Source organism: Actinokineospora sp. HUAS TT18, from assembly GCF_051364635.1.
Taxonomy (GTDB): Bacteria; Actinomycetota; Actinomycetes; order Mycobacteriales; family Pseudonocardiaceae; genus Actinokineospora.
In genome coordinates, this window is record NZ_CP195645.1 from 6,356,163 (window position 1) to 6,370,928 (window position 14,766).

General features: G+C 71.0%; 15 protein-coding genes. 13 read left to right on the top strand and 2 right to left on the bottom strand.

The window, feature by feature from the left end; genetic code table 11:
• Positions 1–94 precede the first annotated feature (94 nt).
• From ACSHT8_RS29485 to ACSHT8_RS29520, 8 genes are all read left to right on the top strand, one after another.
• Positions 95–1,645: an Ig-like domain repeat protein gene (locus ACSHT8_RS29485; RefSeq protein WP_436494462.1), complete on the top strand. Its 1,551-nt coding sequence runs from the start codon at positions 95–97 to the stop codon at positions 1,643–1,645.
• Positions 1,646–1,749: 104 nt separating this feature from the next.
• Positions 1,750–2,808, top strand: a complete 1,059-nt coding sequence (locus tag ACSHT8_RS29490; RefSeq protein WP_436494464.1) for a WxL protein peptidoglycan domain-containing protein — start codon at positions 1,750–1,752, stop codon at positions 2,806–2,808.
• Entirely contained in the window at positions 2,795–3,532 is a 738-nt protein-coding gene (locus ACSHT8_RS29495; protein WP_436494466.1) for a hypothetical protein, read from the top strand. Before ACSHT8_RS29490 ends, ACSHT8_RS29495 begins: the two co-directional genes overlap by 14 nt.
• Before the next feature lie 43 nt (positions 3,533–3,575).
• The gene (locus ACSHT8_RS29500) at positions 3,576–5,114 is read left to right on the top strand and encodes a hypothetical protein (protein WP_436494468.1); all 1,539 of its coding nucleotides are present in this window, start codon (positions 3,576–3,578) and stop codon (positions 5,112–5,114) included.
• 72 nt (positions 5,115–5,186) lie between these two features.
• Positions 5,187–6,089, top strand: coding sequence for a sortase (locus tag ACSHT8_RS29505; RefSeq protein WP_436494469.1), 903 nt, complete (start codon positions 5,187–5,189; stop codon positions 6,087–6,089).
• A 17-nt stretch (positions 6,090–6,106) separates the two neighbouring features.
• Positions 6,107–6,922 carry a phosphate ABC transporter ATP-binding protein gene (locus ACSHT8_RS29510; RefSeq protein ID WP_436494471.1) on the top strand — a complete coding sequence of 272 codons (816 nt, stop codon included), beginning with the start codon at positions 6,107–6,109 and terminating at the stop codon, positions 6,920–6,922.
• A gap of 126 nt (positions 6,923–7,048) precedes the next feature.
• On the top strand, positions 7,049–7,372 hold the full coding sequence (locus ACSHT8_RS29515; RefSeq protein ID WP_436494472.1) for an STAS domain-containing protein: 324 nt from the start codon (positions 7,049–7,051) through the stop codon (positions 7,370–7,372).
• Positions 7,369–8,577, top strand: coding sequence for an ankyrin repeat domain-containing protein (locus tag ACSHT8_RS29520; RefSeq protein WP_436494474.1), 1,209 nt, complete (start codon positions 7,369–7,371; stop codon positions 8,575–8,577). The genes ACSHT8_RS29515 and ACSHT8_RS29520 overlap by 4 nt, the downstream gene beginning before the upstream one ends.
• Here the strand turns inward: ACSHT8_RS29520 and ACSHT8_RS29525 are convergent.
• Positions 8,568–9,305 carry a CAP domain-containing protein gene (locus ACSHT8_RS29525; RefSeq protein WP_436494476.1) on the bottom strand — a complete coding sequence of 246 codons (738 nt, stop codon included), beginning with the start codon at positions 9,303–9,305 and terminating at the stop codon, positions 8,568–8,570. The two genes, ACSHT8_RS29520 and ACSHT8_RS29525, sit on opposite strands and share 10 nt — an antisense overlap.
• Positions 9,306–9,424: 119 nt before the next feature.
• On the opposite strand from ACSHT8_RS29525, the gene ACSHT8_RS29530 reads away from it, so the two are divergent.
• From ACSHT8_RS29530 to ACSHT8_RS29550, 5 genes are all read left to right on the top strand, one after another.
• Positions 9,425–10,786: a sigma-70 family RNA polymerase sigma factor gene (locus ACSHT8_RS29530; protein ID WP_436494477.1), complete on the top strand. Its 1,362-nt coding sequence runs from the start codon at positions 9,425–9,427 to the stop codon at positions 10,784–10,786.
• A gap of 82 nt (positions 10,787–10,868) precedes the next feature.
• Positions 10,869–11,699, top strand: a complete 831-nt coding sequence (locus ACSHT8_RS29535) for an NmrA family NAD(P)-binding protein (protein WP_436494479.1) — start codon at positions 10,869–10,871, stop codon at positions 11,697–11,699.
• Between the two features lie 42 nt (positions 11,700–11,741).
• Positions 11,742–12,386, top strand: a complete 645-nt coding sequence (locus tag ACSHT8_RS29540; protein ID WP_436494483.1) for a hemerythrin domain-containing protein — start codon at positions 11,742–11,744, stop codon at positions 12,384–12,386.
• A gap of 101 nt (positions 12,387–12,487) precedes the next feature.
• Positions 12,488–13,267, top strand: coding sequence for an ABC transporter ATP-binding protein (locus tag ACSHT8_RS29545; RefSeq protein WP_436494485.1), 780 nt, complete (start codon positions 12,488–12,490; stop codon positions 13,265–13,267).
• A 20-nt stretch (positions 13,268–13,287) separates the two neighbouring features.
• The gene (locus ACSHT8_RS29550; RefSeq protein ID WP_436494487.1) at positions 13,288–13,848 is read left to right on the top strand and encodes a DUF1772 domain-containing protein; all 561 of its coding nucleotides are present in this window, start codon (positions 13,288–13,290) and stop codon (positions 13,846–13,848) included.
• 60 nt (positions 13,849–13,908) lie between these two features.
• Here the strand turns inward: ACSHT8_RS29550 and ACSHT8_RS29555 are convergent, their stop codons facing one another.
• Positions 13,909–14,757 carry a macro domain-containing protein gene (locus tag ACSHT8_RS29555; protein ID WP_436494489.1) on the bottom strand — a complete coding sequence of 283 codons (849 nt, stop codon included), beginning with the start codon at positions 14,755–14,757 and terminating at the stop codon, positions 13,909–13,911.
• Positions 14,758–14,766: the final 9 nt, after the last annotated feature.

Below are 14,766 nucleotides of genomic sequence, written 5' to 3' on the forward strand. Positions count from 1 at the left end.
GAGCCGCTAGGCCGAGCCGCGCTCACCTGAGCGCGACCTCTCTCACTTGCTGATCCCTTCACGAAAGGTCTGCACAACCGTGCGAGGAAACACCATGCGTCGCGCCGTCGGCTTCGCCGTCGCGTTCGCTGCCGCCGCCGCGGCCACCATCGGCGCCGCGGGCATCGCCGCCGCCGCGGGCCCGGCCGTCAAGCTGGGCGACCTGACCCCGAGCAAGACCGCGGGCACCGACATCGACGCCCCCGCCTACACCACCGCCGCGGGCTGCCCCACCGACTCCGACGGCTACGAGGTGCGCGTCTACGGCCCCGGCGCCTTCGCCAACGGCCTCGTCGCCACCACCGTGACCGACGTCAACTTCTCCACCTCGAGCGCGTTCTCCGTGGTGCAGACGCTGTCGTTCAAGGACGTCGCGGTCGACAACAGCACCACCATCGTCCCCGGCGTCTACACCGTCGCGGTCAACTGCCTCGACCAGCTCGCGGCCGCGGAGAAGGGCGGCTTCACCGTCGACCTGAACTTCTCCAGCGCGACCGCGTGGACCGTGGTGGCGAACAAGACCAACACCACCACCGCCATCGCCGCGTCCCCGGCCGCCCCCGTGGCCGAGGGCACCCCGGTGACCCTGACCGCGACGGTCTCCCCGGCCGCCACCGGCCAGGTCCAGTTCCGTGACGGTGCCACCGCCCTCGGTGCCCCCGTCGCGGTGAACAACGGTGTCGCCACCCTCACCACCTCGGCCCTCGTCCAGGGCGCGCGTTCGCTGACCGCCGAGTACCTGGGCAGCGCCACGCACAACGGTTCGACCTCGTCGGCGCTGTCCTACCAGGTCAACGCCCCGGCCGCGGTCGTCACCACCACCGCCCTCGCGGTCACCCCGAGCGGCACCGCCGAGCAGTTCAGCACCGTCACCCTCGCCGCCACGGTCGCCCCGGCCGCCGCCGCGGGTTCGGTGCAGTTCTTCGATGGCGCCAACGCCATCGGCAGCCCGGTCGCCGTCGCGGGTGGCTCGGCCACCTACAGCACCGCGTCCCTCGCGGTCGGCGCGCACAACTTCACCGCGCGCTTCGTGGCCACCAACCCGGCCGCCTACGAGCCCTCGACCTCGGCTGCCGTCGCCCTCAACGTCACCGCGTTCGCGGGTGTCAGCACCTACGAGGACATCACCACCACCGTCCTCGCCGGTGAGCTGACGATCTCGGTCGCGAACCAGAACGTGGTCCTGCCCTCGCCGGTCATGGCCGCCGACGGCTCGCTGCTCACCACCGCGGGCTCGCTCAACCCGATCAAGGTCACCGACACCCGCGCGGGCAACCCGGGCTGGAACGTCTCCGGCCAGGTGACCGACTTCGTCAACGGCGCCAACGCCATCAACGGTGCCAACCTGGGCTGGACCCCGAAGATCGTCGACAAGTCCCCGGTCCAGAACATCACCGCGGGCGCGGTCGTCGCCCCGGCCAACGCGATCGTCCCGGGCGCCACCGCCCCGGCCGGTTTCGGTCTGGCCTCGGCCCGCGTCCTGGCCACCGCGGCCGCCCTCGGCGGCAACGGCACCGCGAACCTCACCGCGGACCTGGCCCTGAACGTGCCCACCTCCACCGTGGCGGGCACCTACACGGCGCGGCTGACCCTCACCGCTATCTGATCCATTCGGGATAGCTAGCTCACGCCAGTGAGGGTGGACCGGGACCAGGCATCCCGGTCCACCCTCACGCCCCGTATACCCCAAAGCTCCACTAAGGACTGATCATGAAGCGGATCTGGCGCCACACGGTGCTCTCCGGTCTGTTGGCCGCGCTCGCCGTCGGAGTGTTCCCGACGTCGGCGCACGCCGCCCAGCCCGCGCCGTCGGCGCCCGCCGCGCCAGCGCAGCAGGGCAAGGGGCCCGCCACCTTCGGTGTGCGGCCCGCCACCGCGGAGAAGCCGGACAACCGGCCGAACTTCAGCTACAGCGCGACCCCCGGCGCGGTGATCAAGGACCACCTCGCGGTCGCGAACATCTCCAACGACCCGCTGACGCTCAAGATCTACGCCAGCGACGCGTTCAACACCCCCGACGGCGGCTACGACCTGCTCGACGCGGGCCGCAAGCCCACCGATGTCGGGGCGTGGGCCAAGATCGCCGTGGAGTCGGTCGAGGTTCCGGGCCGCACGACCAAGATCGTGCCGTTCTCCATCACCATCCCGGCGGACGCCACCCCGGGCGACCACGCCGGTGGTGTGGTGGCCGCGCTCGTCACCGAGGCCACCGGCAGCGACGGCCAGCGCGTGGCCGTCGAGCAGCGCGTCGGCTCCCGGTTCTACCTGCGCATCTCCGGTGACCTCAAGCCGAAGCTGGCGATCGAGGACCTGGAGTCCAAGTACCGCGCTTCGCTGTTCGGCTCCGGCGAGACCACGGTCACCTACACCGTGCGCAACGTCGGCAACGTCCGCCTCGGTGGCAAGCAGAAGGTCACCGTCGAGACCCCCTGGGGCTCCGGGACCAGCGCCGAGAACCTCGCCGACCTGCCGGAGCTGCTGCCGAACAACGCCGTCAGGATCACCACGACGGTCAAGGGCGTGATCCCGGCGGGCTGGCTCGACAGCCTCGTGCACATCGACCCCGTCGCCCCGCCCGGTCCGCAGCCGCAGGCCGAAGCGGTCGACGCGAGCGTCACCGTCATCGCCGTGCCGTGGCTGCTCGTGATCATCCTCGCGGTCGTGCTGCTGCTGGTGCTGTTCCTGCTCTGGCGCCGCAAGCGCAAGCGCTCCCGGCCCGGGCCGGTCGAGCCGCAGCCGCTGCCGGAGGTCGAGAATGCTGTGGCGTAACGGCTTCGTGTGCGCGCTGTTCGCGCTGGCCACGCTGATCGGGGTGCCGGGCTCGGCGTCGGCCGCGCCGGTGGGCGTGCTCGTCGTGACTCCCGGGGCGAGCGTCGACGCGGTGCCCGTGCGCCTCACCACGGAGAAGGGCTGCCCGCGCCCGGCCACCGGCTACGTGGCCACGATGAAGGGCAAGGGCCTCGACGAGGTCAACGTAGTGGCGACCTCCGATGTGGGCCTGTCCTTCAACGAGGGCTTCGAGGTGCACCTCGGCCTCACGTTCAAGGACGTCGCCGCGGACAACAACACCACGCTGCAGGGCGCCTACGTGATCACGCTGCGGTGCGTGGACATGTTCACCCAGCAGAGTTTCGGCGAGTTCACCGCGACCGTCGACTTCCCGGAGCCGACCAAGTACGTCGCGCAGGGCAAGTCCAAGGGACCGCAGCGCGCGACCAACCCGGTGATCCCGCCGGACCAGGACCAGGGCCTGCCCGCGCCAGGTCAGCCGCAACCCGATCAGCCCGGCCAGGCCGCCCCACCCGCCGCCGACCAGCAGGCCGCGCCCGCGTCGACCGCTCCGGCCGCCAGCCAGGCGTCATCGTCGGGCGGAGGCGGGCGGACGTTCCTCTACATCGCGGGCGGTGTGCTCGCGCTGATCGCCGTGGCGTTCGGCGTCTCGTCGATCCGCAAGCGCCCCAACGCCCAGACCCCCGATTCCGCATCCGAGTGACGCCGAAACCGGCCGCTGCTCACCACATTGGAGGAAATGTTCCATGCGTAAGCGCCATCTGATCGCGGCAGGCGCGGCGGTCCTCACCACCGCGACGGCCGGGGTGATCCTCGCGGCGGGGATCTCCGCGGCCGCCCCGCCGGTCGGCACCCTCGGCACCCTGTCGGTCAACAAGAGCACCGGCTCCGACATCGACGCGCCGAGCTACGAGACCTCGGCACCGTGCACCGAGGACTCCAACGGCTACGACCTGCGGGTGTTCGGTCCCGGCAAGTTCGAGACCGGACTCGTCGGCACCACCGTCACCGACGTCAACTTCTCCTCGTCCAACCCGTTCTCGGTGACCCAGACGCTGACGTTCAAGGACATCGCGGTCGACAACAGCACCACGATCAGCGCGGGCACCTACACGGTGATGGTCAGCTGCAAGGACCAGCTGGAGGACGTCACCAAGGGCACGTTCACCCGGAACTTCTACTTCACCGACGCCACGCACTGGCAGCTGACCGACCCGGCCGAGCCGACGACGACCACCACGACGCCGCAGCCGACCACCACGACCACGACGACGACCACCGAGCCGACGACGACCACGACCGTGGATCCGACGACGACCACGGTGGATCCGACGACAACGACCGTGGATCCGACCACGACGACGGTGGATCCGACGACCACGACCGTGGATCCGACCACGACGACCGTGGATCCGACCACGACGACGGTGGATCCGACGACCACGACCGTGGATCCGACCACGACGACCGTGGATCCGACCACGACGACCACGACGACAACCACGACGACAACCACCACGGTCGAGCCCACCACGACCACCACGACGGTGGAGCCGACGACCACCACCACGACCACCACGGTCGCGCCGACGACGACCACCGAGCCGGGGCTGCCGCGCCTGGGCAAGCTCACCCCGACCAAGACCGCGGGCCTGGACACCGACGCGCTGATCTACACCACGCAGACCGGTTGCCCCGAGACCGCTGACTCCTACGTCGGCAGCATCTTCGGCGCGGGCGTCTTCGAGGACGGCCTGCTCCTGGTGGCGGGCAGCGACGTCGGCCTCTCGCACACCGGGCCGTTCACCGCGACCCAGAGCCTCACCTTCAAGGACATCGCGGCGGACGCGAACCTGGCCGCGATGCCCGTGGGCGAGTACACCCTCGTGCTGTCCTGCCACATCGCGCTCGAGGACGAGAGCGTCGGCTACTTCGACCTCGACATCGAGTTCACCGACGCCACCCACTGGAAGGTGAAGGGCGACGGCGGCACCACGACGCCCACCTCGACCACCACCACGACCGGCTCGTCGTCCACCACGACCGAGTCGACCACCGGTGCGACCACCACGACCGACACCACCACCACGACCGACACCACCACGACCACCCCGGCCGCGGCGGGCGGCACCGACTCCGACGACGACGGCCTGGCCAACACGGGCGCGTCGATCGGACTCAGCCTGCTCGTCGGCGCCGCGCTGGTCGCCGCCGGTGTGTTCGCGGTGATCGTCACCCGCAGGCGCCGGGCCGCCGTGCCCGGTCTGACCAGGGCCGACAGCTGACAGTCGCCGACGTGCGCCGGGGCGGGAAACCCGCCCCGGCGCACACCGGTGTCCTACGGAAGGACCACAAGGGTGACGGTGATCGAGGAGACCGCCCGGCCGGTGCCGCTGCCCGCGCCGCCGCGGCACAAGGAGACCCCCGGGCTGCTGCTCGCCGGGCAGATGCTCGCGATCCTCGGCGCGGTGCTGCTGTGCTTCGTCGCGCAGTTGGCGCTGATCGGCGCGATCAAGCACGAACGCGACCAGGACCGCGCCTACACCGAGTTCCGGCACGAGCTGGCCAACGCGACCGCGCCGGTCTCGCCGGTCACCCAAGAGGGCAGGCTGCTGGACCCCGGCACGCCTGTCGCGATCCTGGAGATCCCGCGGCTGCGGCTGCGCGAGGTCGTCGGTGAGGGCACCTCGTCGCGGGCGCTGAAGTCCGGCCCAGGCCACCTGCGCAACACCCCGCTGCCCGGCCAGGCCGGGACCAGCGTGATCCTGGGCCGCCGCGCCGCCTACGGCGGACCGTTCAGCCTCCTCGACCGGCTCGCCCCCGGCGACCTGGTCATCGTCACCACCGGCCAGGGCGAACACCGGTATGTGGTGCAGGGAATCCGCCGTGCCAACGATCCTGACCGGCAGGTCGCCGCAGGCCAGGGCAGGCTCGTGCTCGCCACCGCGGACGGCGAGTACTTCCTGCCCAACGACGTGCTGCGGGTCGACGCGCGGCTCAGCTCGGAGGTCCAGAGCAGCTCCGGGACCGTGCCCGCCTTCGCCGTGCCCGACAGCGAGCGGCTCATGGCGGGCGACAGCGGCGCGCTGGTGCCGGTCGCGCTGTGGTGCCTTGTCCTGGCCGTGGTCGCCGTTCTCGTGGTCTACGTGCGCAAGCGGGTCGGCCGCTGGCACGCCTGGGTGATCGGCGTGCCCGTGATCGGCACCGTCGGTCTGACCCTGGCCGACCAGGCCGCCGCCCTGCTGCCGAATCTGCTGTGACGCAAGGAGAGATGACGATGACCGTGACCCAGCAGTTCATGCCCGCGGCGGAGGCGGGCCTCGCCGAGCTCGATGCCCGGTCGATCTCGGCGTGGTTCGGGGAGCGCAAGGTGCTTGACCGGGTGTCGCTGGTGATGCCCGCGGGGACGGTGACGGCGCTGATCGGGCCGTCCGGGTGTGGCAAGTCGACGTTCCTGCGGACGCTGAACCGGATGCACGAGCTGATTCCGGGGGCGACCCTGGCGGGTGAGGTGCTGCTGTCCGGGGCCGACATCTACGACCCGGGGCGCAAGCTGACCGACGCGCGCAAGCAGATCGGGATGGTGTTCCAGAAGCCGAACCCGTTCCCGGCCATGTCGATCTACGACAACGTGGTCGCGGGCCTGAAGCTCACCGGGACCAAGGTGGCGCGGTCCGACCGCGACGACCTGGTCGAACTGTGTCTGGCCAAGGCAGGTTTGTGGAACGAGGTGCGTGACCGGCTGCGCCAGCCCGGCGGGGCGCTGTCGGGTGGGCAGCAGCAGCGGCTGTGCATCGCGCGGTCGCTGGCGGTCAAGCCGAAGATCCTGCTGATGGACGAGCCGTGTTCGGCGCTGGACCCGACTTCGACGCGGCGGATCGAGCAGACCATCGCGGAGTTGTCGCACGAGGTGACGATCGTGATCGTCACGCACAACATGCAGCAGGCGGCGCGGGTGTCGCAGCAGTGTGCGTTCTTCCTCGCCGAGCAGGGCACGCCCGGGGTGATCGTGGAGGCGGGGCCGACGGAGAAGATCTTCGGGTCGCCGCAGGACCAGCGCACCTCCGACTACGTGCACGGCCGCTTCGGCTGACCAACCTACTTGTCTGACGTCCTACAGGAAGGTGGCTGTAGGACGTCAGACGATCCGCGCGGGTCGTGCGGTGGCTGGCTGGCAGGTAACCTTCCCATTCGGGGAACGGCTGCCTGGGGAGCGTGTGTGGACCTTCGGCTGGAGGACCCGCCCGCGGCCGGTGTCGTCCTGGTCGCCATCGGCGGTGAGGTCGACTTCGTGGCCGCGGGCATCCTGGAGCGGTTCCTGCTCGGCGCGGTCGCCGAGCAGCGCCATCGCAAACCGGGGCTGATCATCGACCTGTCCGACGCCGAGTTCTTCGGGTGCGCGGGCGTCAACGCGCTCATGGCGGCGCAGCGTCGGCTGGAGGCCGGTGGCGGGTGGATGCGGCTGGTCGACCCGTCGCCCGCGGTGTCGCGGGTGCTCGACGCGGCAGGCATGAACACGCTGTTGCGGGTGGCGGAGTCATGACGTTCGCCCGCTCGCCGCACCAGGTCACCGAGTTCGACAGTGTCGCCGACGAGTTCCTCGCCCACGCGTGCCTTGTCTATGGCGGCGACGGCCCGCACCGCCTCGACCACGCGCGGGCACTGCTGGCGGCCGACCCTGGTCTGGCGACCACCAACCTGAACACCATCGCCGCTGTGGGCGACGTCGACGCCGCGCGCGCCTGGCTGGCCGATCATCCGGGCGCGGCACAGGAACAGGGCGGCCCTTTCGACTGGGAGCCACTGCTCTACCTCTCTTACTCCCGGTTGCCCGGCGGCGACCCGGTCGCCGTCGCCCGGCTGCTGCTCGACGCGGGCGCCGACCCGAACGCGGGCTATCTGTGGGAGGGCCTCTGCCCACCCTTCACCGCGCTGACCGGCGCGTTCGGCGAAGGGGAGGACGCGGTCAACGAGCCGCGCCACCAGGCCGAGGAGCCGCTGGCCCGGCTGCTGCTCGAAGCGGGCGCCGACCCCAACGACGGCCAAGCCCTCTACAACCGCATGTTCGGCACCGACGACGGCCACCTGCGGCTGCTGTTCGAGTTCGGCCTCGGCCGCGGCGACGGCGGTCCGTGGAAGGCCAGGCTGGGCGCCAAGCAGGCGACGCCGGAGCAGATGCTCCACGACGTTCTTCTCTGGGCGGCGGGCCACGGCCGGCGTGATCGGGTCGAGCTGCTGCTCGCCAACGGGGTCGCGCCCGAGTCCGGGTTCCGCGGACACCCGCTGCACCACGGCCGTTCCCCCTACGAGCTGGCGATCCGGGCGGGGGAGTCCGAGATCGCGGAACTGCTGCGCGCCGCGGGCGCCCGGCCGGTGGACCTCGACGACGTCGACCAGTTCCTCGCCGCGGCGATGCTTGGTGACGCCGCCGCCGTGGCCGCGACCGCGCCGGAGGTCGTCAGGGCGGCGCGGGAGCGCAGGCCCGCCGCGGTCGTGGACGCCGCGGAGCTAGGCAAGGCGGTCTCGGTCCGGTTGCTCGTCGACGCAGGTTTCGACGTGAACGCTTCCGTCCGCGAGACCGCCTTGCACCAGGCCGCGTTCGCCGGTGACCTGCCGCTGGTGCGGCTGCTGCTCGACCTCGGCGCCGACCCGACCCGCCGGGACACGGGATTCGGGGCGACACCGCAGGGGTGGGCCGAGCACTCAGGCCACCTGAACGTGGCGGATTACCTTCGGCGTCACGCGTAGCCGAAGGCTTGGGTCCAGTAGATCCGGTAGCTGCCGCCCTTGGCCATGCCGACGCCCAGCTCCTTGAAGTCGCAGTTCAGGATGTTGGCGCGGTGGCCGGGGCTGTTCATCCACGACTCCATGACCGACTTGGGCGTGGACTGTCCCGCGGCGATGTTCTCGCCGCCGCCCTTGGCGTATCCCTCGGCCTTCATCCGGTCGAAGGGGGAGCGGCCGTCGAGCGACTCGTGGTCGAAGTAGTTGTTCGCGGCCATGTCCGCGCTGTGCTTGCGCGCGGCCAGCGCGAGCGTGTCGTGCCAGCGCAGGGGACCGCAGCCCGCCTTCGACCGCTCGGCGTTGACGATCGTCAGCACCTCCGACTCAGCCGGGTCCGTGCCCGCCGGGACCGGCGCGGGCTTGGGCTTGGTGGTCGTCGGCTTCGGCTTGGTGGTGGTCGTCGTGGGCGGCGGCGGTGGGGGCGCCGCCGTGGTCGTGGTGACCGTGGTGGTCGGCGCGGTCGAGGCCGCGCCCGCGTCGGCGACCGTCGCCGACGCCGACCTGGCCGGGTCCGGGGTGATGCTCGATTCGGTGTCCGACCGGGCGCCGTCCGACGGGGAGTCGACGATCGCGACCGAGGCGGGGTCCCGCCAGGTCGGCAGGGCCACCACGACCGCGACGGCGGCGACCGCGACGCATACGGCGATCAGCAGGCCGCGGCGGCGGCGCTGCGGTTTCGGCGTGTAGTGCACGGTTGATCCTTCTGGGGGAATTCGGGGAGTGGCTACGCCCGTTGGACGGAGGGGTTGCGCCAGGGATTACGGTCTGATGTCGAAAGCCGTCGAAGATTTTTGCGCGGAGGCGACAACGGATGCGGGTAGCCGAAGCGGCGGACGCCGAACTCGTCGAAGCCACCCTGGCTGGTGACGAGGACGCGTTCACGCAGCTCTACCACCGGTATCGGGGTTCGGTGACCCGGTTCGTCGCGCGTACGGTCGGCGACCCGCACTTGGCCGAGGACCTGGTCCAGGACGCGTTCGTTCGGGCGTTGCGCCTGCTGGGTGACCTGCGGGATCCCGCCAGATTCCGGCCGTGGCTGTTCAGCATCGCCCACCGCGCCGCGCTCGACCACGTCCGCCGGGGCGGCCCGGTGCTGCTGTGGGACCTGCCGGAGATCGCCGGGGACGACTCGCCGCACGAGAACGCCGCGGCCCGCGAGGCCGCCGGGCTGGTGTGGGACGCCGCGGCGAGCCTGGAGCCGCGCCAACTGGCGATCCTCGAACTGACGGTCCGCGACGAGGTGACCACCGCCGAGCTGGCCCAGGCGCTCGACGTGCGCGCCTCGCACGCCGCCGTGCTCGCCCACCGCGCCCGCTCCGCGCTCGGCCACGCCGTGCGGCTGCTGCTGCTCGCGCGCAACCCGCGCCGCTGCTCGCGGCTGGCCGGGCTGGTGCCCGACCGGCCGCGCACCCTGTCGCGCGCCCAGCGCGCCAGCGTCGACCGGCACCTGCGGCGCTGCCCGGAGTGCCGCGACCTCGCGGGCAGGCTCACCGCCCCGCTGGCCGCCTTCGGTGTGCTGCTGATCGCCGCCGGGCGCACGTCGGTCCCGGTCGACCATGTCGCGTGGGCGCTGGCCGACCCGTCGCGCCACCTGGTCCGCAAGAGCCTCGTCACGCTGGGGCTGACCTTCACGCTGACCGTCGGCTGGTGGTTCGTGCCGAGCCCGCAGGAACCGCCGCCCGCCGCCGCGCCGCCGCCGACCACCCAGGAGACCGTCCCGGCACCCGCCGCGCCCGTCGCGGACGTGCCTGCGCCGACGACGACCACCCCGGCACCCACGACGACCACCACGCCGAAGCCACCGTCCGAAGCGGACAAGTTGATCACCGCGCTGAACAAGCGCCGCTCGGCGGAGGGCTGCGGCCCGGTGCGGTCGATCCCGCAGCTGACCACCGCGGCCCGCGCCCACAGCACCGACATGATGAAGAGCGGCTACATCGGCCTGACCAGCCCGGACGGCACCTCCCTCGCCGACAGGGTCAAGGCCACCGGCTACCGCGGCATGCGCGGGGCGTATGTCGCGGCCTACCGCGAGACCGGTGCCGAACTGGCCGGTGAACTCGCCGCGGGCGACACGCCTGCGCTGTCCTGCGAGGTCGACACCATCGGCGTCGGCCGGGCCGTCGGCGGCGAGTGCGGCTACTACTGGGCGATCGTCTACGGCAAGGACTAGCCCCGTGGGGTGAGACGTCCGGATATGCGCCTGAGCTTCTCGGCTATGGCCCGTCTAGGTGTCCGGACTGTGTACTAATCACATGGGAGAGACACAGGCGGAAAACCAGAACCCGATCTTGGTGACCGGCGGCACCGGAAAGACTGGCCGACGGGTCGCCGAACGACTCGTGAACCGTGGGGAGTCGGTGCGAATCGGCTCGCGGACTGGTTCCATCCCGTTCGACTGGGAGGACACCGCCACCTACGAGCCCGCGCTGCGCGGCGCGAAGGCGGCCTACATCAGCTACTACCCGGACATGACCTTCCCGGGCGCCTACGAGTCGCTCGACACGTTCTCCAAGATCGCCGTCGAGAACGGCGTCAAGCGGCTGGTCGTGCTCTCCGGCCGCGGCGAGGCGGAAGCCGTGCGCTGCGAGGATGTCGTGCGTGCCAACGGTTCCGACTGGACGATCGTGCGCGGCGCGTGGTTCAACCAGAACTTCAGCGAGCACTTCCTGCTCGAGTACATCCTCGCGGGCGAGATCGCCCTGCCCGCCGGTGACGTGGCCGAGCCGTTCGTCGACCTCGACGACCTCGCCGACGTCGCCGTGGCCGCGCTCACCGACGACGTCCACATCGGACGGATCTACGAGATGACGGGGCCGCGGCTGCTGACCTTCGCCGAGGTCGCCGCCGAGTTCACCAAGGTGCTCGGCCGCGAGGTCGTCTACAAGCCGATGTCGCACGAGGAGTACGCCGCCGCGCTGGAGGAGTACGGCATGCCGTCGCACTTCGCCGAGCTGATGGAAGAGGTCCTCGACGGCCGCAACGCCCACACCAGCGACGACATCCGCCAGGTGCTCGGCCGCCCGGCGAAGGACTTCACCGACTACATCAAGGACGCCGCCGCGACGGGCGTCTGGAACGTCTGACCGGTTCGATCCGCACGAACGCCACCGAGGAGGGCTGTGCTCATGCAGGCTCATCTGTCCACTGAGAACGGATTGGACTCGCTGCCCAAGCATGTGCACGGGTTCGCCCTGATGCACGTGGCGATGCGCCGCGACGCGCGTCGGCTCGTCTCGGTGGCGCCCGTGCTGCCCCAGGACAGGGTCGGCAAGGTGGCCGACTGGTGGAAGCAGGTGCGGGCGGTCATCGACTGGCACCACCACACCGAGGACGACATCCTGTGGCCCGCGCTGCGCGACCGCGTGCCGGGTTTCGCCGAGACCGAGAAGGCGATGCACGCCGACCACGCCGCGCTCGACGACGCGATGGACGCGGTGGGGGCCGCGCTCAAGCCGGGTCGCCCGCGCGGCGAGGTCGAGGCCGCCGCACTGGGCTTCGACGCGATCATCCGGGACCACCTGCGAGCCGAGGAATCGGTGGTGTTCAAGGCTTTCTGCGTCGACCTGTCGCAGCGGGAGTACTCCGCCATCGAGCAGCGCGTGATCACCAGCGCGCCGCTGCCCATCATGCAGTTCCTCGTTCCCTGGATGCTCGACGGCGCCGACAACGCGAGCGCGGTGGGGGCCGCCTCCGCGATGCCGCCGCCGGTACGGCTGCTCGGCACCACGGTGCTGCGCTGGAACTACCACCGCCAGTACCGCTGGTGGTGAACGCGACACGGTCGCTGACGGCGGCGTAGACCGGCCCGCGTCCACAGCGCGGGCCGGCCTTGAGGGGAAGAGCAGGGCTTCTAGACACAAGGGGAATCGCCATGGGATCCACCAACACCGCCGTCGACTTACCCACGAGAGCCGTCGGTTTAGCCGAGCACACACTCCCGGCCCAGCGCACCGCGCCGGTCCCACCAGGACCGCTGCTGTCGGTGCGCGGCCTCAAGGCGTCCTACCACGAGCACGTCGTCGTCGACGACGTGTCTTTCGACGTTCGCGCGGGCGAGGCGTACGGCCTCGTCGGCCCCGCCGGGGCGGGCAAGAGCACCACCGTGCGCATGGTCTGCGGCCTGCTCACCGCCGACGAGGGCACCGTCATGGTGCGGCGCACCCCGATCGATGCCATCGGCGGCCGCTCCCTGCGCGAGTCGGTCAGCTATGTGCCCCAGAGCGTGGTGATGATCCCGTCGGCCACGATCGGCGAGACGGTCCGCTTCTGGGCGCGGTTCTTCGGCCTGCCGCGCGCCATGCGCCGCGACCGCGCCGCGGAGGTGCTCAGCGCCGTCGGCCTGTTCGACCGCGCGGGCGAGCGCGTCGACCGCTGCACCGGCGGCGTCCTGCGCGAACTCAGCCTGGCCGTGGCGCTGCTGCACCGGCCGCGACTGCTGGTCCTCGACCAGCCCACCACGGGTATCGACCCGGAGAGCAAGCAGCGGTTGTTGGGCACCCTCGCGCGGCTTCGCGACGAAGGTGTGGCGGTGCTGTACGCGTGCCGTGATCTTGGTGAGGTTCGGTGGCTGTGCGACCGGTTTGGACTCCTGCACAAGGGAACAATGGTCGCCGAGGGGTCGACGAGCAGCCTGTCGACGGTCCTCAGCTGAGCACGCGACGAGGAGGAAACATGGCGGGTACGGGCGAGGTCGACCAGCGCATCCCGGCGAGGGGAAAGCTGGCGGGCCCGGTGTTGTGGCTGGCCACGGCGAGCGTCGGGGTGGTCGCCGGGGTGTTCTACGCCTTCGCCATCTCGGTGATGCCCGGGCTGGCCAAGACCGACGACAAGTCGTTCATCGACAGCATGCAGAACATCAACCGCTCCATCGAGAACGGCGCGTTCGGCTCGGCGTTCCTCGGCTCCTTCATCTTCACCGGTGCCGCCGCGATCATCGAGAACCGCATGGGCAGGCGCGCCGCCGCCCGCTGGATCCTCGCGTCGCTGCTGCTCTACGTGGTGAGCGTGGCCATCACCATGGGAATCAACATCCCGCTCAACCAGAAGCTGGAAGCCGCGGGCGCCCCTTCCAGCATCGCCGACCTCGCCGCCGTCCGCGCCGCGTTCGAGGCCCCGTGGAACTCCGCCCACATGGCGCGCACGGTGGCCTGTGTCCTCGCGCTCGGCTGCCTCGGCCGCGCACTGTGGCTGCACGGCCGCCCCGATCGTGCCGACGGACTGCTCCCCCGGTAGGTCCCGTCAGCACAACCCCGGCCGCCGGTTTCGCTTCCTGGAGCGAAACCGGCGGCTTTTCTAGATGGTGCTGAGGAAAGCGCCCAGTTCCACCAGGTCGACCTTCTCGACGTCGGCCGGGTGGACCATGATGGTGAGCTCGCGGCTGACCACGCTGGTCCTCGACCGCGCGATGAACGACAGCGCGATGAGCCGGATCAGGCTGGCGCGGTCGAGCGTGTCGATCTTCGCCAGGTCCGAGCCGACGATGGCGATCGAGACGGGCTCGCGGTGCGCGTGCAGGTAGACCGCGTCCCAGAGGGTGCTGAGGCTGGTCCAGATGTCGTCGACCGTCGACCGCGCCAGCATGTCCTCGCCCATCACCGCGTAGGCGAGGCAGAAACACAGTCTGCGGTTGGACTCCAGCACAGCCGTGGTGCCGATGGGGTAGCGCTGGGTCTTGCCCTTGGGCTTGTTCGCGGGCTCACTCGGCGTGTTCGCGAGGGCTTCCGCGATGGCCTCGTCCAGGGCGGCGGTGTCGGGGAAAAGGCGGCGCTGGAACTGGGCCTGGACGCTGCTCGGATGGATGATCCGCGCGTCGGTGTCGAAGGTGTCGGTGAAGCCGATGACGAGGTGGGTGTCCTGCTCGAAGAGGTCGCCGACCTTGACGCTCACGGTCACGTCCGGGCGGTCGAGGCCGCGGGACAGCACCCGGCGCGGCCAGGACCGGAACAGCCCGACGCCCAGCGGGGCGACGGCCAAGAGGCCGACCATGGCGACGGGGTGGTAGGTCGCGCCGGGAGTGAGGATGTCGTAGACCTGCAGCGAGCCGCCGATGACCCCGAAGGTCGCCAGCGAGTCGCGCGCGATGGTCCTGCGGCCGCGCCTGGTCCGCAGAACGGTCCGGAAACCGTGGCGCAGCTTGGACATCACACCCCC

What these genes read in the sequence shown, in the direction of transcription:
- ACSHT8_RS29485 (WP_436494462.1), top strand. Translation starts at nt 95, where the DNA reads ATGCGTCGCGCCGTCGGCTTCGCCGTCGCGTTCGCTGCCGCCGCCGCG.
- ACSHT8_RS29490 (WP_436494464.1), top strand. Translation starts at nt 1,750, where the DNA reads ATGAAGCGGATCTGGCGCCACACGGTGCTCTCCGGTCTGTTGGCCGCG.
- ACSHT8_RS29495 (WP_436494466.1), top strand. Translation starts at nt 2,795, where the DNA reads ATGCTGTGGCGTAACGGCTTCGTGTGCGCGCTGTTCGCGCTGGCCACG.
- ACSHT8_RS29500 (WP_436494468.1), top strand. Translation starts at nt 3,576, where the DNA reads ATGCGTAAGCGCCATCTGATCGCGGCAGGCGCGGCGGTCCTCACCACC.
- ACSHT8_RS29510 (WP_436494471.1), top strand. Translation starts at nt 6,107, where the DNA reads ATGACCGTGACCCAGCAGTTCATGCCCGCGGCGGAGGCGGGCCTCGCC.
- ACSHT8_RS29520 (WP_436494474.1), top strand. Translation starts at nt 7,369, where the DNA reads ATGACGTTCGCCCGCTCGCCGCACCAGGTCACCGAGTTCGACAGTGTC.
- ACSHT8_RS29530 (WP_436494477.1), top strand. Translation starts at nt 9,425, where the DNA reads ATGCGGGTAGCCGAAGCGGCGGACGCCGAACTCGTCGAAGCCACCCTG.
- ACSHT8_RS29535 (WP_436494479.1), top strand. Translation starts at nt 10,869, where the DNA reads ATGGGAGAGACACAGGCGGAAAACCAGAACCCGATCTTGGTGACCGGC.
- ACSHT8_RS29540 (WP_436494483.1), top strand. Translation starts at nt 11,742, where the DNA reads ATGCAGGCTCATCTGTCCACTGAGAACGGATTGGACTCGCTGCCCAAG.
- ACSHT8_RS29545 (WP_436494485.1), top strand. Translation starts at nt 12,488, where the DNA reads ATGGGATCCACCAACACCGCCGTCGACTTACCCACGAGAGCCGTCGGT.
- ACSHT8_RS29550 (WP_436494487.1), top strand. Translation starts at nt 13,288, where the DNA reads ATGGCGGGTACGGGCGAGGTCGACCAGCGCATCCCGGCGAGGGGAAAG.
- ACSHT8_RS29555 (WP_436494489.1), bottom strand. Translation starts at nt 14,757, where the DNA reads ATGTCCAAGCTGCGCCACGGTTTCCGGACCGTTCTGCGGACCAGGCGC.